This window comes from Streptomyces gobitricini, assembly GCF_039532985.1.
In the GTDB taxonomy this organism is placed as follows: Bacteria; Actinomycetota; Actinomycetes; order Streptomycetales; family Streptomycetaceae; genus Streptomyces; species Streptomyces gobitricini.
This window is the reverse complement of the sequence record NZ_BAAASR010000018.1, coordinates 518,514-539,604: the sequence shown is the minus strand read 5'-3', so window position 1 is coordinate 539,604 and position 21,091 is coordinate 518,514. Positions and strand designations below refer to the sequence as shown.

Sequence of the window (21,091 nt, the reverse complement as noted above, 5' to 3'; positions counted from 1 at the left end):
CCCGGCGGCACGCCCGGGACCCGGACCCCTGCCGGGCGGACCGCCGTCCGTCGCACCCGACCTGGCCCGGCACCTCCTGCGCCTCGGCGACGACGCGCTCGTCCTCGGCCAGCGGCTGTGCCAGTGGATCACCCGCGCGCCGACCATCGACGAGGACCTCGCCCTGTCCAACATCGCCCTCGACCTGATCGGCCACGCCCGCGCGCTGCTCACCCGCGCCGGACGGCTCGACGGCACCGGCCGCACCGAGGACGACCTCGCCTACGGCCGCCCGGACCGCGAGTTCACCAACGCCCTGCTGACCGAACTCCCCAACGGCGACTTCGCGGCGACCGTGGCCCGGCAGCTCGCCTACACCCACTACGCCGTCCTGTACTACGAGGCCCTCGCGCACTGTGCCGACCCCGACCTCGCCGCGTTCGGCGCCCGCGCCGCCAAGGAGGTCGCCTACCACCGGCTGCACGCCGACCGCTGGACGGTGACGCTGGGGCGCGGCACCGAGGAGAGCGCCCGCCGTTTGCGCGACGGCCTGGAACGGGTGTGGCCGTACACCGCCGAACTCTTCGAGGAGGACGAGGTGCTGCGCCGCCTGGCCGACTCCGGCACGGTGCCCTCCCCGGCGCCGCTGCGCGAGACGTGGCTCGGGCGGGTCACCGAGGTCGTCACCGGGGCCGGGCTCACCGTGCCCCGGCCCGCCTGGTCGGCCACGGGAGGCCGCTCGGGGCTGCACACCGAGGAGTTCGGGCCGCTCATCGCCGAACTGCAGTCGGCACGGCGGCAGTTCCCCGGGGGCACCTGGTGAGCGGGACCGTACCGGACACCTCCCGCCGCTCCGCCCAGGAGGTGCGCGAACGGGTGGCGGCGCTCCCGGACCCGGAGCTGCCGCTGATCGGCCTCGGGGAGCTCGGTGTGGTGGGCTCCGTCGCCCCGGCCGCCGACGGCGTACTGGAGGTGGAGATCACGCCCACCTACCTGGGCTGCCCCGCGCTGCCCGAGATCGCCGCCGCCGTACGGGAGGTCCTGACCGCCTGCGGCCACCCCGACGGCCGCGTCCGGCAGGTGCTCGCGCCACCCTGGACGACGGACCGCATCACCCCCGAGGGCCGGCGGAAGCTCGCCGCGCACGGCATCGCCCCGCCCGTCACCCCGGCCCCCGGCGGCCCCGGCCCGGTCCTCGTCGGTCTCGGCGAGGTGCCCTGCCCGCACTGCGGCTCACGGGCCACCCGGCCGCACAGCCCCTTCGGGCCCTCCCGCTGCCAGTCGGTGCTGTGGTGCACGGCGTGCCGCGAGCCCTTCCCCCACCTGACCGCGCTGTGAGGCACACACCGTGAACACCACCGCCCCCGCCCCGCCCGCCGCCTCCCCCCGCACCCGCTGGCACCGGCTCCGCGTCACCGAGGTCCGCCACCCGACCGCCGACACGGTGGCCGTCACCTTCGTCGTGCCCGCGGCCCTGCGCGAGGTCTTCGCCCACCACCCCGGCCGGCACGTCGTCGTCCGGCACCGCCACGGCGACCGCGAACTCCGCCGCAGCTACTCGGTCTGCCCGCCCCCGCACGCCCCCGGGACACTCCGTCTGGTGATCAAGCGGGGCGACCCCGACGGCTTCGGAACCCACGCCGCCACCCGCCTCGCACCCGGCGACCACCTCGAACTCTCCCCGCCCACCGGCGCCTTCGCCCTGCCGGAGCTGCCCGGCGCCCACCACGTCCTCCTCGCGGGCGGCACCGGCATCACCCCGCTGGCCCCGATGGCCGCCCACGCGCTGCGCAGGGATCCGGCCTGCCGCGTCACCCTCGTCCACTCGGTCCGTACCGCCGCCGACGCCCTGCTGGCCGACGAACTGGCCGAGGTGAAGGACGAGTTCGTCGACCGCTTCACCGTCCTGCACGTGCTGACCCGCGAGGACCGGGGGGGTGGCGGCGGACCGCTCGCGGGACGGCTCGACGCGGCCCGGCTGCGCCGCCTGCTGGTGGCCGCGGACGCCCGCCCCGGCCCGGACACCACCTACGCACTGTGCGGGCCGCCCGGCCTCGTCGACACCGCGCGGCGGGTCCTGGCCGAGGAGGGCGCCGATCCGGCGCTCGTCCGCCGGGAGCTGTTCACGACCGGTGGGACGGCACAGCGGCCACCACAACCGGCCGAACCGGAACCGGCCGAACCGGAACCGGCCGAACCGGAACCGGCCGGACCGGCACCGGAGCCGGGGGAGACCCGGATCACCGCCCTGCTCGACGGTCGCCGCCGGGCGGCCAGCGTCCTGCCGCACGACCCGGCCCTGCTCGACGCGCTGCTGCGCGCCCACCCCGACGTGCCGTACGCCTGCCGCGAAGGCGTCTGCGGCAGTTGCCGGGCGAAGGTCCTGTCCGGGCGGGTGACGGCGGACCGTCAGTACGCCCTGGACGAGCGGGACCGCGCCGCCGGCTACACCCTCGTCTGCCGCGCCCGGCCGCTCAGCCCCGAGATCACCCTCGACTTCGACGCCTGACCCGCACACCACGCCGCGCCACCTCCGCACGGCGACGCCACGCCACGCCCACCACTCAGCGAAGGAGACCCACGATGACCGCCACCGCCCGCCACGAGGGGAAGACCGCCCTGGTCACCGGAGGCAGCCGGGGCATCGGCAGAGCCATCAGCCACCGCCTCGCCCGCGAGGGCGCCCTGGTGGCGGTCCACTACGGCCACGACCGGACGGCCGCCGAGCGGACCGTCAAGGAGATCGAGGCCGACGGCGGCCGCGCCTTCCCCGTGCACGCCGAACTCGGCGTCCCCGGCGACGCCGACACCCTCTGGTCCGCCTTCGACGCCGCCCTGGCGGAGCAGGACGCCCTGGTGGGCCTGGACATCCTCGTGAACAACGCGGGCATCACCCTCCCCCGCCCCCTCGCCCAGGTGACCGAGGCCGACTACGACCGCGTCTTCGCGATCAACACCAAGGCACCGTTCTTCATCGTCCAGCGCGGCCTGGGCCGCCTGCGCGACGGCGGCCGGATCGTCAACATCTCCTCCGTCGCGACCCGCGTCGCCTTCCCGGCGATCGTCTCGTACACCATGACCAAGGCCGCCCTCGACTACCTCACTCTCTCCCTCGCCCAGGAACTGGGCCCCCGGGGCATCACCGTCAACGCCGTCGCACCCGGCTACACCGAGACGGAGATCAACCCCACCCTCGCCGTCCCGGAGATCCGCCGCCGCTACTCCGAGGCCTCCACCTTCGGCCGGCTCGGCGACCCGGTGGACATCGCCGACGTCGTCTCCTTCGTCGCGAGCGACGACGCCCGCTGGGTGACCGGCCAGTGGATCGACGCCTCCGGCGGCGCCCACCTCGGTGTGTGACCCGCCCGCACCCCTAGGAGATGTGATGAACCACCGCACGTCCGCCCTCGACGAGCCGGTGACGGACGACGCCCTGACCCGGCCCTTCGCGGGCGCCAGCCCCTACGACACGTACGTCCACGCGTCCGTCCTCAACTCCCTCCAGCGCCCCCTCACCGAGGCCCCGGACGAGATGGGCTTCCTCGTCACCACCCAGGTGATGGAACTGTGGTTCACCCTGATCGTGCACGAGTGGCGCACGGCACGGGTGGCCTTCGCCAAGGACGACCTGCACGCGGCCCTGGACGCCCTGACGCGCAGCCGCCGCGCGCTGACCGCTCTCAATGGCGCCTGGGCACCCATCGCCGCTCTGACGCCCGCCCAGTTCAACGGCTTCCGGGCCGCCTTCGGCCAGGCGTCGGGGTTCCAGTCGGCGATGTACCGGCACATGGAGTTCCTCCTCGGTGACAAGTCCGCCCGGCTGCTGCGCGCCCACCGCGGCGACCCGGCCGTCCACGAGGCGCTCGCCGAGACCTACCGCGAACCGTCCCTGTACGACGAGGTACTGGACTACCTCCACCGGCAGGGCCTGCCCGTCCCGCTCCACGTCCGCGAACGGGACGTGACCAGCCCGTACACCGGCGATCCCGGGGTGACCGAGGCGTGGCGGCAGATCTACGCCGGGCCGCAGCACCACCCCCACCTGGCGCTGGGCGAACTGCTCACCGACATCGCCGAACTCGTCACCCGCTGGCGTTTCGACCACGTCCTGGTGGTCCGCCGCGCCATGGGCGCCAAACCCGGCAGCGCCGGCTCCGCCGGGCTCGCCTGGCTGGAGCAGCGGGCGACCCGCCCGGTCTTCCCCGAACTGTGGGAGGTGCGCGGTGACGTCTAGGGTCGTCTCCGCCTTCGCGGCCGAGGAGGAGCAGCGGGTCCTGAGCCTGAAGCCGGTCCTGGCACCGGTGCACGGCCGCTACGGCGACCACCCCCACCAGTCCTACGACGCCTGGCCGTCCGACGACCCCGGCGCCCCGCTGGTCGTCCTGCTGCACGGCGGCTACTGGCGCTACGACCGCATGCACCTGACCCCGTTCGCGGCCTGGCTGTCCCGGCAGGGCTTCGAGGTGCTGCTCCCCGGCTTCCGCCGCTCCGGCGGCGCGGGCGGCTACCCCGAGACCTTCGACGACGTGGCCCGCATCGTGGACACCCTGCCCCAGGGCCGGCCCTACGTCCTGGCGGGCCACTGCTCCGGCGGCCACCTGGCGCTGTGGTGCGCCGCCCGGGGGCTGCTGCCGCCCGGTTCCCGCTGGCACACCCGCACCCTGCCGACGAGCGTCCTCGCCCTCGCGCCGATCACCGATCTCACCGCCACCCGCCGCGACCGCCTCAGCGACGACGCCGCCCTCCAACTCCTGGGCGGCCAGGCGCACTTCGCGCAGCGGCTGCCGGAGGTCGACCCGCTCACCCTGCTGCGCGACGCCGGCACCACCGGCGTCCCCACCGTGCTGCTGCACGGCGCCGCCGACGAGGAGGTCCCGCTCACCCAGTTCGGCGACTACGCGGCCGTGCACCGGGACCTCAGGACGGTCGTCCTGCCCGGCACCGGCCACTACACCCTCATCGAACCGGAAGCGCCCGGCGCCCGCGCGGTCGCCGACACCCTCCGGGACATGGCCGCCGCCTTCCCCCCGAAGGACTCCGGCCGCGCGGGCGAGGAGGCCGCACACCGATGACCACCGCACTGTCCGCCCCGGCCGCCCTGCGCGCTCGAGCCGCACGGCTCGACGCCGACGACCCCATGGCGCCCCTGCGCGCCCGCTTCCTGCTCCCTCCGGACGTCGTCCACCTCGACGGCAACTCCCTCGGCCCGCTGCCCGCCGCCGTCCCCGCGGCCCTGGACGACGTGGTGCGGCGCCAGTGGGGCACCGGCCTCATCGGCTCCTGGAACGCGAACGGATGGTGGGAGGCGCCCCTGCGGGTGGGGGACGCCATCGGCACGCTCATCGGGGCCGCGCCCGGCCAGACGGTCGCGGGCGACTCCACCAGCGTGCAGCTGTTCACCGCGCTCGACGCCGCCGCCGCGCTCCGCCCGGACCGCCCCCTGCTGGTCACCGACCCCGGGCACTTCCCCACCGACCGCTACCTCGCCGACGCGGTCGCCCGCCGCCGGGACCTGGAGGTACGGCGGGTGGAGCCGGCGGACCTCCCGCGCTTCCTCGCCGCCGAGGGCCACCGGGTCGCCGTCGTCAGTTACTCGCCCGTCGACTTCCGCACCGGGGAGCTGTACGACATGCGGGCACTGACCGGCGCCGCCCACGACGCCGGCGCCCTCGCGCTGTGGGACCTGTGCCACGCGGCCGGCGCCCTGCCCCTCGACGTCGACGCGATCGGCGTGGACCTGGCCGTCGGCTGCGGCTACAAGTTCCTCTCCGGCGGCCCCGGCGCCCCCGCCTTCCTGTACGTGGCGCGGTGCCACCACGCCGTCCTGGAGACGCCGCTGCCCGGCTGGACCGGACACGCCGACCCGTTCGGCCTGGCGCAGGAGTACACGCCCGCCCCCGGCATCGCCCGTGCCCGCATCGGCACCCCGCCGGTCCTGTCGCTGCTCGCCCTCGAAGCGGCCCTCACCGCCTTCGACGGCGTCGACCTGGCCGACGTCCGCGCCAAGAGCCTGTCGCTGACGGGGTTCCTCCTCGACTGCGCGGACGCACTCCTCACCCCCCTCGGCTTCACTTCCGTCACCCCGGCCGACCCCGCCCGCCGCGGCAGCCAGGTCACCCTGCGCCATCCGCACGCCCGCGGACTGGTCGTCGCCCTCGCCGAGCGGGGCGTGATCGCCGACATGCGCGCACCCGACCTGCTGCGCTTCGGCGTCAACGCCCTCTTCACCACCCACCGGGACCTCCTGACGGCCGCGCTGCGCCTGCGCGACCTCACCCGGGACGCCGCCTACGACCCCGCGCCACCCGCGGCGGGACCGGTGACCTGAGGGGGCCGGGCGGCGGCCAGGCCCACCGTGGTCTGCGTCATGGAGACGGCGAAGGAGTGCCGCCGCCCGGTCAGCACACGCCGCGCCGGGCCCCGCTCCACGAACGCGCCCGCGTCCGGGACGGTGACGGCGTGGGCCAGGGCGCCCGTGTCCAGGACGTGGGTGATCAGGACCAGGGACAGGTCGTCACGGTCGCGGCCCGGCGTGGCCGGCGCCCCCCCCGCCGCGTCGACTCATCCCTGTGCTCCTCATGTCCCTGATAGGGCGTCAGCTGAGTCGGCGTGTCAGCATCGGTTTCTGGACATCGCGAGGCGTGTGTCCGAACAGGCGCTTGGTCGGTGGCGTCACAACGGTCTCGTTCGCACGGAAGCCCGGGCGGGGGCCCTCTTTCGAGTCCTGGGCGTGCCGGTTGGCTTGCCGGGCGCGGCGCCCCTACACGCGGTTGCCGTCGGCGCCAGGGGCGGCGCGTACCGCCGTACGTCGGATCTTGCCCATGGGGTTCTTCGGCAGTGCGGAGACGAAGTCGACCGTGGTGGGGACCTGGTGGGGGAGGAGGCGGGCACGGCAGTGGGACGTCAGTTCCGCCGCGGGCAACGGAGTCCGGGCGACGACGGTGGCCCGTACGCGTTCGCCGGTGTCACCCGTCTCCTCGCCCCACACCACCGCTTCGGCGACCGACAGGTGGGCGAGGAGGGCCTGCTCCACCTCAAGGGCGTTCACCTTCTTGCCGCCCACGTTGATGAAGGAGTCCTTGCGGCCGACCAGGTGCAGGTGGCCGTCCGGGCCGAGGCGGGCCACGTCGCCGGTGGCGTACCAGCCGTCGCGGAAGGCCCGCCGGGTGGCCTCGGGGTGGCCGAGATAGTGCGTGAACATCGCCGGTGTGCGGACCAGCAGCGCCCCCTCCTCGCCCCTCGGTACCTCCCGTCCGTGTTCGTCGACGACACGGACCTGTACGCCGGGCAGGGGACGGCCCACGCCGCGGTCCGCGCCGGGGCGCCGTCCTCGGGCCGGTGCGCGGCGATGACTCCGGCCTCCGTCCAGCCGTAGACCTGCTGGACGTCCAGCCCCAGCCGCTCCCTGGTCCGCTGTGCCACGGCCGGCGGCAGGGCGGCCCCCGAGGAGAGGCACAGCCGCAGGGCACGCGGCGGCCGCGGGGGACGGGAGCCGGCGGTCGCGGGTGTCGTCAGGTCGTAGGCCATGGGGGCGGCGACCAGCACCGTGCAGGCGTGCTCGTCCAGGGCGCTCAGGAGCCGTGCGGGGTGAAGCGGCCGAGGAGAACGAGCTGCGCCCCGGCCCGCAGAGCGGTGACCAGTCCGGCGACCATGCCGAAGGAGTGCAGCAGCGGGACGGCGGCCAGGACGCGGTCGTCCTCGGTGACGCCGTAGGCGCGCGTGTAGATCTCGCCGCCGTTGACGAGGTTGCGCTGCGTGTGGACGGCCGCCTTGGGCTCCCCGGTCGAGCCGGAGGTGTACTGGTACAGGAAGGGGGCGTCGGGTGCGGCGGTCCGTGGCTCGTCGTCGCCGGGCTCCCGGGCGGAGCCCTGCCGTCCGGGGCGGTCCGCGGCGCCGTCCGGCTCGTCCACGGGGACGAGGACGCAGTCGTCGAGCGGGTCCCGTTCCTCGCCGCCGCCGAGTGCGTCCTGTTTCTCTCCGCCACCGCGCGTGCGGCGGCCTCCACGTCCTCGCGGGTGGCGCCCGGCCGCCCGCGGGCGATGTTGTCCGCGACCGTCCCGGAGAAGAGGAACGGGGTCTGCGTCACCACACCGAGGCAGCGCCGGTACTGCTCGAGGTCCAGGGTGCGTACGTCCTGACCGTCGACCTCGATCCTTCCCTCCTGGAACTCGTACGCGCGTGTGATCAGCCGCACCAGGCTGGACTTGCCGGCCCCGGTGTGTCCGACGAGCGCCAGGGTGCGGCCCGCCGGGACGGTCAGGCTCACGCCCTTGAGGACGGGGTGCTGGGCGTCGTAGCCGAAGCGGACGTCGCGCAGCGTGATCTCGCCGCGCAGGCGCGGGACGGGGAGGCGGTCGCGCTGACGCACCGCGGGCTCGCGGTCGACGAGCGCGAAGACCCGTTCCCCGGCGGCCAGGCCCTGCTGGAGCTGGCTCCAGAAGGACGCGATGCTGGTGAGCGGCGACCAGAACAGGGCCAGCGCCTCCAGGAACAGCACCCACTGGCCCCCCGACACACTGCCGGAGTCCACGCCATGGCCGCCCACCAGGACCACGGCGACCGTGCCCAGCCCGGTCAGCGAGATCAGCGGCGGGAAGATGCCGCTGAACATGCGGTTCAGTCGTACGCTCGCCCGGAACCAGCGGTGGTTGACCTCGTCGAGTCCGGCTTGCGCGGCCTGCTGATGGCTGTGGTTGCGCGCCACGGCGATGCCGCGCAGGGTCTCCTGCACATAGCCGTTGACCTCGGCCAGTGCCTCCTGCTGTCGCAGGGAGGCGCTGCGCGCGGCGCGCCGGAAGGCGAGGCTGACGGCGACGACGACCGCGGCGACGAGGGTCGTCAGCAGGGCCAGCGGCACGTTGATCAGGAACAGCGCGGTCAGCAGGATGACGATCATCAGTACTCGGCCGAGCAGGCTGAGCACCAGGTTGATCAGCGTCGCGAACGCCTGTGTGTCATTGGTGACCCGGCTGACCACCACACCGTTGGCGTAGGTGTCGTGGAAGGTCATGCCCTGTGGCATGGCCGCCTCGAACACGCGTAGGCGCAGGCTGAGGACGACGTCGCTGACCAGAGTTCCGGCCATCCGTTCCTGGAGATAGGTGAACAGCCAGGCGATCGTGCCCGAGATGAGGATGGCCGTCACCAGCCAGGCCACCCGGCCGCCGCCGTCGTCGTTCAGGGCGGAGTCGACGGTTCTGGCCAGCAGCAGGGGTACGGCGCTGCCCGCCGTCGCGGCGACGACCACGGCGACGGCCACGAACGCCACCGTGCCGCCCCTGCCGCGGAAGTACGGGGCGATACGGCGGGCCAACTCGCGGTCGCGGTAGCGGCGGTCGTAGCCGTCCGCCTCGATGCCCTCCAGCAAGTGCGCCATCAGTGGCTCTCCTCCTTGGCGCCCACGGTGCGCGGGCCGGCAGGGGCCGGCTCCTCCAGGTAGGGCGCGAAGATCCGGCGGTAGAACGAGCAGTCCCGCAGGAGCTGCTCGTGGCTGCCCCGGCCGACGACCTGGCCGGCGTCCAGGACGAGGATGTGGTCCGCGGCACGGATACGGGACAGCGGCGGCGTCGCCCAGGAGCGCGGCCGGTTCGCCGAACTGGCCACGGCCTACCGCGACGCCTCCGTGCGCCAGATCCGCACCCAGTCGCTGTCCCTTGGCGCCACGGGAAGCGGTCGCCGCTCTCCGATGCGTTATGCGGGCATGCCGCGTGCAGGAGGTCCGAGCAGGGCGCCGGCCCACGGGTTGAGGCCGGTGTGTGATCATCCGGTGCCTGGCGAGGTGCCGCGGCCGGGACGGCGGCGCGCCGGGTCGGTCGGGCATTGCCCCTGCTCAGATGGCATGTCGGTGGCGTCGTGGGTCGGGGTTCATCGGGTTTTCCCACCGCAGTGCAATGGGGTGCGGGCCTGCCGCGGCATGGAAGCTACTTGTTTTTCGAGAAAAACGAAGTCTGCCTCGGAGGTACGAATCCAGCGAGTAGGTGAAAATTAAACAGTACCGGATTGGGTGCGCGTCGGGCATTGTCGGGGCGATCCGACCGTTCCGGCGGAACCAAAGTGGAGTCGGTGGAATGGGAGGGAGAACTCCTCAACCGTCTCTTCGAGAACGCCACCCCCATGGCCCAGGCCGGGTTCCTGGCGGAGAAGGGATACGGCAGGCCGAAGATAGACCCGCTGACCGGCAGTGCACTCGACCGGGGCGCCCGGCGCCCCGGTCGAGCACCCTTCCATGCCGCCGGCAGCGGCGTGGCCTCCTGATTTTCGCGGACGAGCCGGAGCCGGAACCGCATGCGACGAGCAAGAGCCCCCTGGTCAGGAGCAGGCGGGAACAGCGAGCGGGAGGTGACAGGTGCACAGTGTCGGCTTTTCTCAACGTCAGGACCCATGCGCGGGCCCGTTCGAACGGTCGGCGCAAGGCGGTTGACGCATGGCTTCTCAGCGACGGCATAACAGCCTCGTTCGTGCGGAAGTGCAGGCGGGAGCCTCCTTGCCAGAGGGCAGCGATGTTCCTCACAGCCCTCGAGTCCGGCGTGTGCCAGTTGTAGAGTAGAGACCGCCCTTGACCTGCAGAAAGCAGGCAGGGAGCCGTCTTCCAGGAGTCCAACATGCTGCGCACCATGTTCAAGTCCAAGATCCATCGTGCCACCGTGACCCAGGCGGATCTCCACTACGTCGGATCGGTCACCGTGGACGCCGATCTGATGGAGGCTGCCGACCTGCTGCCCGGCGAGCTCGTGCACATCGTCGACATCGACAACGGCGCCCGTCTGGAGACGTACGTCATCGAGGGCGAGCGCGGCTCGGGCGTCATCGGGATCAACGGCGCGGCCGCGCACCTCGTGCACCCCGGCGACCTGGTGATCCTCATCAGCTACGCCCAGGTCGACGACGCCGAGGCCCGTTCGCTGGTGCCGAGGGTCGTCCACGTCGACGCGGCCAACCGGATCGTGGAGCTCGGCTCCGACGCGTCGCAGCCGGTGCCCGGCAGTGACACCGAGCGGAGCCCCCAGGCGGTTCCGGCGGCGCGCGGCTGAGCCCGGCGGCGGCCGGAAGGGGGCGCGGCCGGCTCATTGTCAGTGGTGACGTGCATCATCGTCCCCATGACACAGAGCACCCCCGACGTGCTGCGCACGCTGGCCCGCGAGTATCTGCCCGAAGGAATCGCGGAGCGGTGGACCGGCCTGCTGCGGCCGGGCCTCCGCCTGGAGCAGGCCACCGGGGACGACCCGGTGGCCGGCAGGCTCGGCGGGCTGCCCGAGCTGCCGGAGGACGCGCCGTGGCCCGTCTGGGAGGGCCACGGCCCGCTCGCCTTCGTGGCGTCGTTCGACTGTGCGGCGCTCCCCTCCGGCTCCCTCGGCATGGCCCTGCCGACGGACGGCACGCTGGCGTTCTTCTACTTCGACGGGCAGCTGGACGACGGCCACGCGGTGGTCGCGCCCGATGAGCCCGGCACATGGGCGGGTGCGCGCGTGCTGTACGTGCCGGCCGGCGCCGCTCTCGTGGAGCGGGCGGCGCCGGCGGGGATACGCCCGTATTCCGAGGTGCCGCTGACGGCGCGGGTGGAGACGACGGCGCCGTACCCCTGGCACCCGGTGGTCTACCGGGAGTTCGCGCCGATGCCCGACGACCACCCGGTGTGGAGCGAGGACTTCCTGGAGGCCCTGTCGGACCACGCCGGGGGGACGGAGCACCGCATCGGCGGTCATGCGAACCCCGTGCAGGACGAGGTGGAGACCGAGGTGGCCCGCGGCGCTCTGGGCAGCCCGCCGTGGAACGACCCCCGCATCCACGATGAGGCCCTCCGCTGGCTGCTGCTCGCCCAGATCGACACCGATGACGACGTCGGCATGATGTGGGGCGACTGCGGCGCCCTCTACTGGCTGATACGCCCCGAGGACCTGGCCGCGCGCCGCTTCGACCGCGCGATGTTCACCTGGCAGTGCGGCTGACCGCACCCACGCCGCACGGCCAGCCACCCGATGAGTGATCCCGCCGCGCGGGGGAACGCGCAGCGCGAGAACCTGGAAGGAACACGGACGAACCGTCGAGGGAGCGCGACATGACCAGCCCTAACCCGTATCCGCCCGACCCCGTGCCTCCCGCACCGTCGCCGACGCCCGGCCCGCCGGACCCGGTCCCGCCGACGCCCGTGCCGCAGCCCGGCCCGCCCGGCCCCGAACCGGGCCCCGCCCCCGGCCCCGTACCGACCCCGACGCCGCCACCCCACCCGGGGCCGCCGCCGCCGGGGCCCGCCCCCGACCCGGTGCCCAAGCCGCCCGGACCGGACCCGGTTCCGGGCCCGGAGCCGGAACCCGGCCCGGCGAGCTGACGTCAGCCGCCCGCCTCGGAGAAGTCGCGCTGCCCCTGCGTGGGCGCGGTGGGCAGCCGGGACGCCCGCAGCGCGTCGGAGAACGCGAGGGCGGCCGCGAAGCCCGGCGTGGGCACGCCCCGCCGGGCGGCGGCCGCCACGATCGCAGGCCAGTCGTCCCCGGGGCGCGCCGAGCTCCGCCGCGAAGCCCGCGTCGTTCGGTAGGTTCGCCGGCTCCGGCTCCGGCTCCGGCTCCGGCTCCGGCTCTTGCTCCGGCTCCTGCTCCTGGCTCCGGCTCCGACGCGTACGCGCCCCGGAGTCGGTCCGGGAACGCCGCCCGGATGATGCAGCCCGCCCGCCACAACGCCGCCGCCCCCTCCCCGGTGGGTTTCTTACGTGGGCGAGTGCCGTGCCCGCACGCGTCCGTACGGGCCGCGCGAGCAGGACGTTCACCGTTGTGCGCCCAACGTGCGCTCCCGTGCGGCGATTTGACGGACCCCGCGCCCCCTTGTCACGGCCTGTCGAGTGGCCCTAGCTTGGGCGGCTGCTGACGTGTGCAAGGGGGGGACCGACCCATGGCCGTACGCGGACGACACCGCCGGTATCAGCCCAGCCGTATCAACCGGGCATCGCTCACCGTCACGGCGAGCGGCGCCGGGATGGCGCTGCCGCTGATAGGAGCGGGCGCGGCCCACGCGGCCTCGGTGGACGTCTGGGAGAAGGTCGCGGCCTGCGAGTCGACCAACAACTGGAAGATCAACAGCGGCAACGGCTACTACGGCGGGCTGCAGTTCACCCAGTCGACCTGGGAGGCCTACGGCGGCACGCGCTACGCGCCGCGCGCCGACCTCGCCACCAGGGACCAGCAGATCGCGATCGCCGAGAAGGTGCTCAAGGGCCAGGGCCCTGCTGCCTGGCCCAGCTGCTCGGTCAAGGCCGGGCTCACCCGTGGCGGCGACGCGCCCGACATCACTCCGCGGACGGGAGCGGCGGCGCAGGCTCAAGCGCGCCAGCAGTCGCAGGCGCGGCCGAAGAGCGAAGCCCGGCCACAGTCGCCCCCCGCGACCCCCACCACCGTCCCCGGCAAGCGTGAGAGCTACACGGTGGCCCGGGGCGACTCCCTCTCCGGCATCGCCGAGACCGAGAAGGTCCGAGGTGGCTGGCACCGCCTGTACGAGGACAACCGCACGGTCATCGGCAGCGACCCCGACCTCATCATGCCGGGCCAGAAACTGACGCTGCGTGCCACAGCGCCCAGGCCGGCGCCGGAGAGACCGCCCACGGTGGCCCCGAAGCGCCCTGCCGCCAAGCCCGCGGCGCCCAAGCCCGCGAAGCCCAAGCCCGTCACCGCCAAGCCCGCCCCCGCGAAACCGGCCCCCGCCAAGCCGGTCACCGCCAAGCCCGCCGTGCCCAAGCCACGGACCGCCGGCTTCAGCGCGCCCGTGGACGCCGGTCCCAGCACCGCCTACCGTAAGGCCGGCTCCTCCTGGGCCAGCGGCTACCACACCGGCGTCGACTTCGCGGTCCCGACCGGCACCGCCGTGAAGGCCGTGGCAAGCGGCCGGGTGATCTCCGCCGGCTGGGGCGGGTCCTACGGGTACCAGGTCGTCATCCGCCACGAGGACGGCAGGTACAGCCAGTACGCCCACCTCTCCGCGCTCACCGTGCGCGAGGGGCAGCGGGTCACGAGCGGCCAGCGGATCGCCCGGTCGGGGTCGACCGGCAACAGCACCGGGCCGCACCTCCACTTCGAGGTGCGTACGGGGCCGGGCTACGGCTCCGACATCGACCCCCTGGCCTATCTGAGGGCGGGCGGCGTCCGGCTGTGACGGCGGCGGCGCGGCGGTGAGGAGGATCGGCCCGCCCGCCGCCACCACGCCGCACGCCGGCGCGATCGCGGTGCCCGCCACTCCGTGCCGGGACCGCTAACCGATCGACCGCTCACCGAACCGGGGCGCCGCCGGCCGGGAGGCCCGCCAGGGCGCCCGCGGCGGTGCCCGCCGCGCCGCAAGCGTCACGACCGCCGGGCGGCTCGGCCGTTGGTCCGGCGGTACGTCGCGTCGGCCGGAAAGCCCGCCGCCACCGCCTTGGTGAACGCCGGGCCGGTACCGATGGCCACGCCCACCGCACACCCCCGGCCCGCGCCCCGCGCCCCGCCCGGTGCCGGTCCGGCCGGCCGGCCGGCCAACCGCGCCGCCACCGGCGGCCGGGGGCGAAGACGCCTGCCGACGCGCCCAGCGGTCACCCCGGGCCGCACCGGGCGCGGCCGCACCGGGCCGGGCCCGGCCGGCAGCCTGCGCCACCACGCGCGGCGCGGCGGCCACGCCGCTCGACGGTACGGCCACCCACGGGACGGCGAAGGACGCGCTGGCCACGGCGGCAGGGGCGGCGGGCCCCCTTCCGCGTGACGGGCCCGCCGCCGCCCGGGCGCGCGTACGTTCGTCCTGCCCTCCCGTACGGGAGGGAGTACGCCCCCGGCGGACGGCTACCGGACGGCTACCGGGACGGATACCGGACGGATACCGGACGGACACCGCACCGGTTTCCGTACCGGCACCGGACGGGCAACCGACCCGGACGTCCGTTTGGCGGGCGGGCCCTCCGCTGACGTAAAGTGCGGCTTTTGAAAAGTAAACGTGGCATACGAGTGATCGAGGAACGCAACGGCCATGACGGTGACTGAAGAGAGCCAGGCGTACGGGCCGGGAATCGACCCCGAGCGCCTGGCCGTCTGCCTGAGCGTCCTCGAGGAGCTCGACACGCTGGACGTCGACCACCCGGACGCCGTCGCCGTCCGCCGTGCCACCGCCGGCATCTACCGCACCGTGAAGCAGCGCCGCCGTCAGGAGCGCCGGGCCGCGAAGACCGCGCACGACAAGGCGGTCACCGAGGCCACCGCGACCGGCTCGGCCGAACGGATCGACGACGAGACGCAGGGTCTGCTGCCGTCCTCCTCCGTCGCCGGTGAGATCGCGGGCGTGCTCCAGCGACCCCGCTCCTGCTACATCTGCAAGACCCGGTACGTCGAGGTCGACGCGTTCTACCACCAGCTGTGCCAGAAGTGCGCCGCCGAGAACCGGGCCCGCCGTGACGCCCGCACCGACCTCACCGGCCGGCGCGCCCTGCTCACCGGCGGCCGCGCCAAGATCGGCATGTACATCGCGCTTCGTCTGCTGCGGGACGGTGCGCACACCACCATCACCACCAGGTTCCCCAACGACGCGATCCGCCGCTTCAAGGCGATGCCGGACAGCGACGAGTGGATTCACCGCCTGAAGATCGTCGGCATCGACCTGCGCGACCCGGCTCAGGTCGTCGCGCTCGCCGACTCGGTCGCCGCCCAGGGCCCGCTGGACATCCTGATCAACAACGCCGCGCAGACGGTCCGCCGCTCACCGCAGGCGTACAGCGAGCTGGTCGCCGCCGAGTCCGCCCCGCTGCCGGCGGGCGAGCTGCCGCCCGCCGAGGTCATCGGCACCTTCGGCAGCGGCACCGTGGAGACGATGGCCGCCCTGCCGTCCCCCCGCGGCGGCGACGCCCTGACCGCCCAGGACGTCACGGAGCTCGCCCTGGTCAGCGGTTCCGCGTCGCTGGAGCGCATCGCCGCCGGCACCGCGATCGACGCGGGCGGCCTGGTGCCGGACCTGCACGACACCAACAGCTGGATCCAGACCGTTTCCGAGGTCGATCCGGTCGAACTCCTCGAAGTCCAGCTGTGCAACTCCACCGCGCCGTTCATCCTCATCAGCCGGCTCCGCGCCGCGATGGCCGCTTCCTCGGCGCGCAGGACGTACGTGGTGAACGTCTCCGCCATGGAGGGCGTCTTCAGCCGCGGCTACAAGGGCGCCGGCCACCCGCACACCAACATGGCCAAGGCCGCGCTCAACATGCTCACCCGCACCAGCGCCCAGGAGATGTTCGAGTCCGACCGCATCCTGATGACGGCGGTCGACACCGGCTGGATCACCGACGAGCGCCCGCATCCCGACAAGGTGCGGCTCGCCGAGGAGGGCTTCCACGCCCCGCTCGACCTGGTCGACGGCGCGGCCCGGGTCTACGACCCGATCGTGCGCGGCGAGATGGGCGAGGACCTGTACGGCTGCTTCCTGAAGGACTACGCGCCCTCCAAGTGGTGAGCGTCACAGGTCCGCCGCGCCTTGTCCGGAAGCGGGCAACGTGTCCGGAACCTGACTATGTGACGCGTTCCATCGAGCGGAAGCGCGCTCATTTGGTTACTCTGAGGCGAACGGCTCGCCGCCAGGGATCCACGAAACCCCCTCAGGCGGGCCCCGGGGACAAGCCTGCCACCAAGGCTGCGTTTCCGCCCGAGTACCGGCGCCACCGCGACCGACGGCAGTACATGTCCTCATAGGTTCGCGACACGAAGGAGTGCGCGGTGACACCAGAACTCATCAAGCAGGAGCAGCGGCCGGCGGAACACGGCGAACGATCCGCCAGACCCGACACCCTCGGCAGCCTCGAAGTCTGGGCCCGTTCGGCCCCGATCCGGCTGGCCGGTTACGAGGACGACCTCGCCGAGCCGCACATCCTGCCCGGCATCGACTGACCGACCAGGACCCGCCCCGCGCGGCCGGTCCGCACCGTGCGCCCCGTGCCCCCCGCCGCCCAGGCGGGGGGCACGCGCGCGTCCGGAGCAGCACAGGGACGGGCGGGCGGGAGCCGGACGCGGCGCGGCGAGCGGCGGGGCGGGGCCGGAGAGGGCCGGAGAGGGCGAGGGCGGGCCGAACGCCGTCGGCTTCCGCTCAGCTCGGCTCGGCTCGCCGGCGCCGCCGTTCCCCGAGGCCTCCGACGGGCCGGCCCTTCCCCGCGGCCTCACCTGCGGTCAGGACAGCCGGGTGGGCGGGAGGAACTCCCGGACATGGGTCCGGTGCCACCAGGCGCCCGTGGCCCGCAGTTCGTGCCAGGTCGTGAAGCGGTAGCGGTACAGCCTGGCGCGGATCCGCACCGGCGGCGCGTCCGGGAACGGGTTGTGCCGCAGCAGCCGCAGCGTGTCGCGGTCCCCTTCGAGCAGCCGCTCCACGAAGGGCGCGAACCAGCCGTGGGCGTACGCGGGGGAAAGCGCGGCGAACCACATCATCCAGTCGAGGCGCAGGTGGTACGGGGCGAACTGGCGCGGCAGCCGCCGTACGGCGCCGGGCTTGCCCTTGAACTCGTACTCCCGCCACAGGGTGCCGGGGTGGACGGTCGGCTCGTCCGTGCCCTCGATCACGATCTCGAGCCGGATCCGCCCGACCGTCCCGAAGGCACCGTAGGTGTTGACCAGGTGCAGCGGGTCGAAGGAGCGGTTCATGGCCTGCCGGCGCGAGAGCAGGTTGCGCGCCGGGCGCCGGCTGAGGACCACCACCAGAGCGGTGACGGCGATGACCAGGATCCCGTACCAGAGCGGCGGATGCGGCAGGTCGGGCGCGTCGGCGACGAGGGAGCCGTCCACGGCCGACAGGGCGAGCACGATCGTGATCCAGTTCAGCCACGAGAAGTTGCCCGACAGCACCAGCCACAGCTGGGTCAGGACGATGAGCGCCGCCGCCGCGCTCGCCACGGGCTGCGGGGTGAAGAGCAGTACGGGGACGACGAGTTGCGTCACGTGGTTGGCCGCGGCCTCCACCCGGTGCAGCGGCCTGGGAAGGTGGTGGAAGAACCAGCTCAGCGGCCCGGGCATCGGTTGGGTCTCGTGGTGGTAGTACAGGCAGGTCAGGTCGCGCCAGCAGGCGTCGCCGCGCAGCTTGATCAGGCCCGCCCCGAACTCGACCCGGAACAGCAGCCAGCGCAGCAGGAAGAGGATCAGTACGGGCGGGGCCGTGTCCTCGTTGCCCAGGAAGACCGCGAGGAAGCCCGTCTCCAGCAGGAGCGATTCCCAGCCGAAGCCGTACCAGGTCTGGCCGACGTTGACGATGGACAGGTACAGCGCCCACAGCACCGCCCACATCAGCATCGAGACGCCGAGCGGCACCGCGTCGCCCGCCCCCGCGACCAGTGCCAGCGAGAGCGCCACCCCGGTCCACGCGCAGAGCGCGAAGAACCGGTCCGAGTAGTGCAGGTGGAAGACGCTGGGCGCCGCTCTGGGCGGGACCCGGCGCAGATACGCCGGTACCGGCAGCATGCCCCGCTCACCGATCAGCGCCCGGAACTGCAGGGCGGCGGAGAGGAACGCGACCAGGTAGACCCCGGCGAGTGCCCGCTGGAAGACCAGTCGGCTCAGCCAGTAGTCGGACGATGTGAACCAGAACCACTCCATCGGTCCCAGTATCGGCCGTCTCTCAGCCCGTGGCGATCTTTCGCAGGGTACGGGCCAGGTGCCGGGCGTACGCGCGCTGGAGCACGGGTACGACGGGCCCGGCGACCCGGGTGTACCAGCGGGCGGGCCGGCTGAACGCCGTGACCGTGAACCAGACGGAGCCGTCGGGCCGCCGCTCGACCACGAACGACTCCTCACCGCTCTCCGGGTGCCCGGCCAGGGTCCCGTACGCGAAGCCGACACGGTCCTCGTCGTACGCCGCCCACACCACCTCGCACGGCACGCCGACCTGGAGCGGTCCCGCGCCGAGCGCGATCTCCACCGGTGTGCCCGGTTCGGCACGCGCCGACCCGGCCCGCACCCGGGCGCCGGACCGGCGGTGCATGGCCCAGGTGGTGACGGCCGCGCCCGCCGTCTCGAAGGCGTTCCGGCCGTGCCCGATCAGGGCCCGGTGGCGCAGGTGCTGGTAACCGGTGGGCAGGGGGAGCGTCCGGGTGGCGCCGACCTCCGGGTAGGTGAAGCCGGAGAGGGCGGCCGGTGTGGTGGCCGGGGTGCCGAAGGCGCGGGCCAGGCGGGGCAGCCTGGCCAGGCGGGGCAGCCTGGCCAGCCGGGTCAGCCGGGTCAGCCGGGTCAGCCGGGTCTGTCGGGTCTGTCGGGTCGGGCGGGTCATGCCGGGGTCTCCTTGGTCTCCTCGAGCCGTCGCCAGGCCAGTACCGCGCAGAGGGCGAAACCGAGGGCGTTGCCGAGGCCGTGGGTGGCGGCCATCCAGGCCAGGTCGGGGTGGGGCAGGCCGGTCGCCTCGCCGAGTGCCCAGCTCAGGGCGAGCAGCATGGTGGCCACCAGGACGGCGGCCGAGACGCCGAGCAGTACGCGCGTGAGCCGGTCGTGCCCTCCGTCGGCGACGTCGCGCCAGGTGAGCAGGGCGACGGTCCACATGCCGGCGGTGAGGACGAGCGCGCCGGCCAGTTCGGCCCAGTCGTTCAGGAAGTAGCCCAGAAGGACCAGCAGGGTGCCGAGCGGCACGCTGAGCGCGGCGAAGCGGGCTGCCGGGCGGTCCACCGCGCGGCAGACCAGTCCGGCCACCAGGGCGGCGGCGAAGCCGGCGAAGTGGAAGTGGGGGACGGTGAGCGCGAGGATGTCCAGTCCGAAGCCGAAGAGCCGGTGCCCCAGCCGTTCGGCGACCAGGGCGAGTGCGGCGACCGACGGGCTGACCAGGGCGGTCAGCACGGCGACCTCGGCGGGCGCCACCGAGCGCGTGCGGAGCAGGCGGCGCGGGGCGTGCAGGGCGAGGAGGACGGTGCCCAGCGCGTAACCCGCCGCGAGCGCGGCGGCCGTGGCGCCGCGCGGCAGCCACAGGCAGATGGCCCCCGGCACGGCGAACAGTGGCCATACGCGTCCTGTGGCCGCCAGGTCCGGGGCGTTCATCAGGCGGAGTCCCGCTGGGACGATCACCAGCATGCCGAGCGTCACGATCAGGCCGACCAGGACGGACACGCCGCACCACCCCCTTTCTTGAACGTGTTCAGTCCGCTGAGCGTAAGGTTCTCTTTGAACATGTTCAAGTCCGTGGTGCGGGTGGCGCTCCGGGTTGCGGGCCGTCGCGTGATCCGGCAGACAGGAACCACAGAAGGAGGTTCGCGTGCGCTCACCGATACGTCGCCGCCGGAACGCCACCCCCGCCACCGCCGTCCCCCCTGCCCTCTCCGCCTCCTCCGCCCCCGCCGCGCCGGCCGTACTGCTGCTGGCCGCCGGTCTGCTGATCGCGGGCTGCGGCGGCCCGGGCGGCGGCGACCGGGGCAGGGCGGAGACGAGCGGGGCGGCGGTGGTGGACCCGCGCGGGGTGCGCCTCCAGCCGGCCGGCGCGCCGGTGCCCCACCCGTTCACCGCGTCGACGGTCCGCTCGTCACCGGGCGGGCCCGCCGCACCCCCTCGGCAGGCGGGGGAGGGGCGGGGCCCGGTCACCGTCCCCGGGTCCACGCCCGGCCTCTACGGCGGTACGCCCTCCGCTCCCAGCTGCGACGTCGAGCGGCAGGCCGGCCTGCTGACCGCCGACGACGCCAGGGCGGAAGCCTTCGCGAAGGCCGCCGGCATCGGCCGGGCGGGAATCGCCTCCTGGCTGCGCGACCTCACCCCCGTGGTGCTGCGCGCCGACACCCGGGTCACCGGCCACGGCTACCGCGACGGCTCGGCCGTGCCGTACCCGGCGGTCCTCCAGGCCGGTACCGCCGTCCTGGTCGACCAGTACGGCGCGCCGAGGGTGCGGTGCGGCTGTGGCGGCCCGCTGCGGTCACCGGGCCTCGCCGGGAGTGCGGACGGTGCCGACGCGGCCGCCGGTGCCGCCGCGGGCAGGACCGCGCCATGGGCCGGCTACCACCCCGGGCGAGTCGTGATCGTCACCCCCACGCAGCAGGTGGTGCACAGCCTCATCATCGTGGACCTCCGGAACAACACCTGGCTTGAGCGCCTCACCGGCACCGGCGCCGCACGGGACAGGCGCCCCGAGGCGCCACCCCCCTACGCCCCCGGTGAGCGTGACCTCGCGGCCGCGGCCG

Annotated in this window: 19 protein-coding genes and 3 pseudogenes; 14 read left to right on the top strand and 8 right to left on the bottom strand. The window is 74.0% G+C overall.

What is annotated here, in order from left to right; all coding sequences use genetic code 11:
- Window positions 1-28: 28 nt before the first annotated feature.
- The 7 genes from paaC (at window position 29) to ABD347_RS17810 (ending at window position 6,307) form a co-directional block, all read left to right on the top strand.
- A complete protein-coding gene (gene paaC, locus ABD347_RS17840; RefSeq protein WP_344362421.1) occupies window positions 29-802 on the top strand; it encodes a 1,2-phenylacetyl-CoA epoxidase subunit PaaC in 774 nt (257 codons plus the stop codon).
- Complete coding sequence (gene paaD / locus ABD347_RS17835) at window positions 799-1,317, top strand: 1,2-phenylacetyl-CoA epoxidase subunit PaaD (protein WP_344362257.1); 519 nt, start codon at window positions 799-801, stop codon at window positions 1,315-1,317. Before paaC ends, paaD begins: the two co-directional genes overlap by 4 nt.
- 10 nt (window positions 1,318-1,327) lie before the next feature.
- Complete coding sequence (locus ABD347_RS17830; protein WP_344362256.1) at window positions 1,328-2,488, top strand: 2Fe-2S iron-sulfur cluster-binding protein; 1,161 nt, start codon at window positions 1,328-1,330, stop codon at window positions 2,486-2,488.
- A gap of 74 nt (window positions 2,489-2,562) precedes the next feature.
- Window positions 2,563-3,339: an SDR family oxidoreductase gene (locus ABD347_RS17825; RefSeq protein ID WP_344362254.1), complete on the top strand. Its 777-nt coding sequence runs from the start codon at window positions 2,563-2,565 to the stop codon at window positions 3,337-3,339.
- Between the two features lie 25 nt (window positions 3,340-3,364).
- Window positions 3,365-4,213 (top strand): tryptophan 2,3-dioxygenase, encoded by an 849-nt coding sequence (locus tag ABD347_RS17820; RefSeq protein WP_344362251.1) that lies wholly within the window; start codon window positions 3,365-3,367, stop codon window positions 4,211-4,213.
- Window positions 4,203-5,051, top strand: a complete 849-nt coding sequence (locus ABD347_RS17815; protein ID WP_344362249.1) for an alpha/beta hydrolase family protein — start codon at window positions 4,203-4,205, stop codon at window positions 5,049-5,051. The genes ABD347_RS17820 and ABD347_RS17815 overlap by 11 nt, the downstream gene beginning before the upstream one ends.
- The gene (locus ABD347_RS17810; protein ID WP_344362247.1) at window positions 5,048-6,307 is read left to right on the top strand and encodes a kynureninase; all 1,260 of its coding nucleotides are present in this window, start codon (window positions 5,048-5,050) and stop codon (window positions 6,305-6,307) included. The genes ABD347_RS17815 and ABD347_RS17810 overlap by 4 nt, the downstream gene beginning before the upstream one ends.
- 432 nt (window positions 6,308-6,739) lie before the next feature.
- On the opposite strand, the gene ABD347_RS30710 is transcribed toward ABD347_RS17810, so the two are convergent.
- From ABD347_RS30710 to ABD347_RS17800, 4 genes and pseudogenes are all read right to left on the bottom strand, one after another.
- Window positions 6,740-7,282 (bottom strand): class I adenylate-forming enzyme family protein, encoded by a 543-nt coding sequence (locus ABD347_RS30710; protein ID WP_425575679.1) that lies wholly within the window; start codon window positions 7,280-7,282, stop codon window positions 6,740-6,742.
- 74 nt (window positions 7,283-7,356) lie between these two features.
- Window positions 7,357-7,889 (bottom strand): annotated as a pseudogene (locus ABD347_RS30705) (AMP-binding protein); the annotation flags it as partial.
- Window positions 7,890-7,945: 56 nt separating this feature from the next.
- Window positions 7,946-9,355, bottom strand: a pseudogene (locus tag ABD347_RS30700) (ABC transporter ATP-binding protein); the annotation flags it as partial.
- Entirely contained in the window at window positions 9,355-9,582 is a 228-nt protein-coding gene (locus ABD347_RS17800; protein WP_344362245.1) for a hypothetical protein, read from the bottom strand. The pseudogene ABD347_RS30700 and the gene ABD347_RS17800, both read right to left, overlap by 1 nt.
- Window positions 9,583-10,041: 459 nt before the next feature.
- On the opposite strand from ABD347_RS17800, the gene ABD347_RS17795 reads away from it, so the two are divergent.
- From ABD347_RS17795 to ABD347_RS17785, 3 genes are all read left to right on the top strand, one after another.
- Complete coding sequence (locus ABD347_RS17795; protein WP_344362243.1) at window positions 10,042-10,233, top strand: hypothetical protein; 192 nt, start codon at window positions 10,042-10,044, stop codon at window positions 10,231-10,233.
- A 347-nt stretch (window positions 10,234-10,580) separates the two neighbouring features.
- Window positions 10,581-11,009, top strand: coding sequence for an aspartate 1-decarboxylase (panD, locus tag ABD347_RS17790; RefSeq protein WP_344362241.1), 429 nt, complete (start codon window positions 10,581-10,583; stop codon window positions 11,007-11,009).
- A gap of 66 nt (window positions 11,010-11,075) precedes the next feature.
- A complete protein-coding gene (locus ABD347_RS17785) occupies window positions 11,076-11,924 on the top strand; it encodes a YwqG family protein (RefSeq protein ID WP_344362239.1) in 849 nt (282 codons plus the stop codon).
- A gap of 400 nt (window positions 11,925-12,324) precedes the next feature.
- Here ABD347_RS17785 and ABD347_RS17780 read toward each other — a convergent pair.
- A pseudogene (locus tag ABD347_RS17780) lies at window positions 12,325-12,499 on the bottom strand (NADP-dependent phosphogluconate dehydrogenase); the annotation flags it as partial.
- Window positions 12,500-12,858: 359 nt separating this feature from the next.
- Here ABD347_RS17780 and ABD347_RS17775 point away from each other — a divergent pair.
- The 3 genes from ABD347_RS17775 (at window position 12,859) to ABD347_RS17765 (ending at window position 16,850) form a co-directional block, all read left to right on the top strand.
- The gene (locus ABD347_RS17775) at window positions 12,859-14,112 is read left to right on the top strand and encodes a peptidoglycan DD-metalloendopeptidase family protein (protein ID WP_344362237.1); all 1,254 of its coding nucleotides are present in this window, start codon (window positions 12,859-12,861) and stop codon (window positions 14,110-14,112) included.
- 840 nt (window positions 14,113-14,952) lie between these two features.
- Complete coding sequence (locus tag ABD347_RS17770; protein ID WP_344362234.1) at window positions 14,953-16,419, top strand: SDR family NAD(P)-dependent oxidoreductase; 1,467 nt, start codon at window positions 14,953-14,955, stop codon at window positions 16,417-16,419.
- 260 nt (window positions 16,420-16,679) lie between these two features.
- On the top strand, window positions 16,680-16,850 hold the full coding sequence (locus ABD347_RS17765; protein WP_336320076.1) for a hypothetical protein: 171 nt from the start codon (window positions 16,680-16,682) through the stop codon (window positions 16,848-16,850).
- 276 nt (window positions 16,851-17,126) lie between these two features.
- Here ABD347_RS17765 and ABD347_RS17760 read toward each other — a convergent pair whose 3' ends face one another.
- The 3 genes from ABD347_RS17760 to ABD347_RS17750 form a co-directional block, all read right to left on the bottom strand.
- Window positions 17,127-18,539 carry a lipase maturation factor family protein gene (locus ABD347_RS17760; RefSeq protein ID WP_344362229.1) on the bottom strand — a complete coding sequence of 471 codons (1,413 nt, stop codon included), beginning with the start codon at window positions 18,537-18,539 and terminating at the stop codon, window positions 17,127-17,129.
- Window positions 18,540-18,561: 22 nt separating this feature from the next.
- Window positions 18,562-19,110 carry a DUF1990 domain-containing protein gene (locus ABD347_RS17755; protein WP_344362420.1) on the bottom strand — a complete coding sequence of 183 codons (549 nt, stop codon included), beginning with the start codon at window positions 19,108-19,110 and terminating at the stop codon, window positions 18,562-18,564.
- 95 nt (window positions 19,111-19,205) lie between these two features.
- On the bottom strand, window positions 19,206-20,033 hold the full coding sequence (locus ABD347_RS17750; RefSeq protein ID WP_344362227.1) for a YndJ family protein: 828 nt from the start codon (window positions 20,031-20,033) through the stop codon (window positions 19,206-19,208).
- Window positions 20,034-20,178: 145 nt separating this feature from the next.
- On the opposite strand from ABD347_RS17750, the gene ABD347_RS17745 reads away from it, so the two are divergent.
- The coding region (locus ABD347_RS17745; protein ID WP_344362224.1) for a DUF6777 domain-containing protein at window positions 20,179-21,091 on the top strand (913 nt) is incomplete at its 3' end.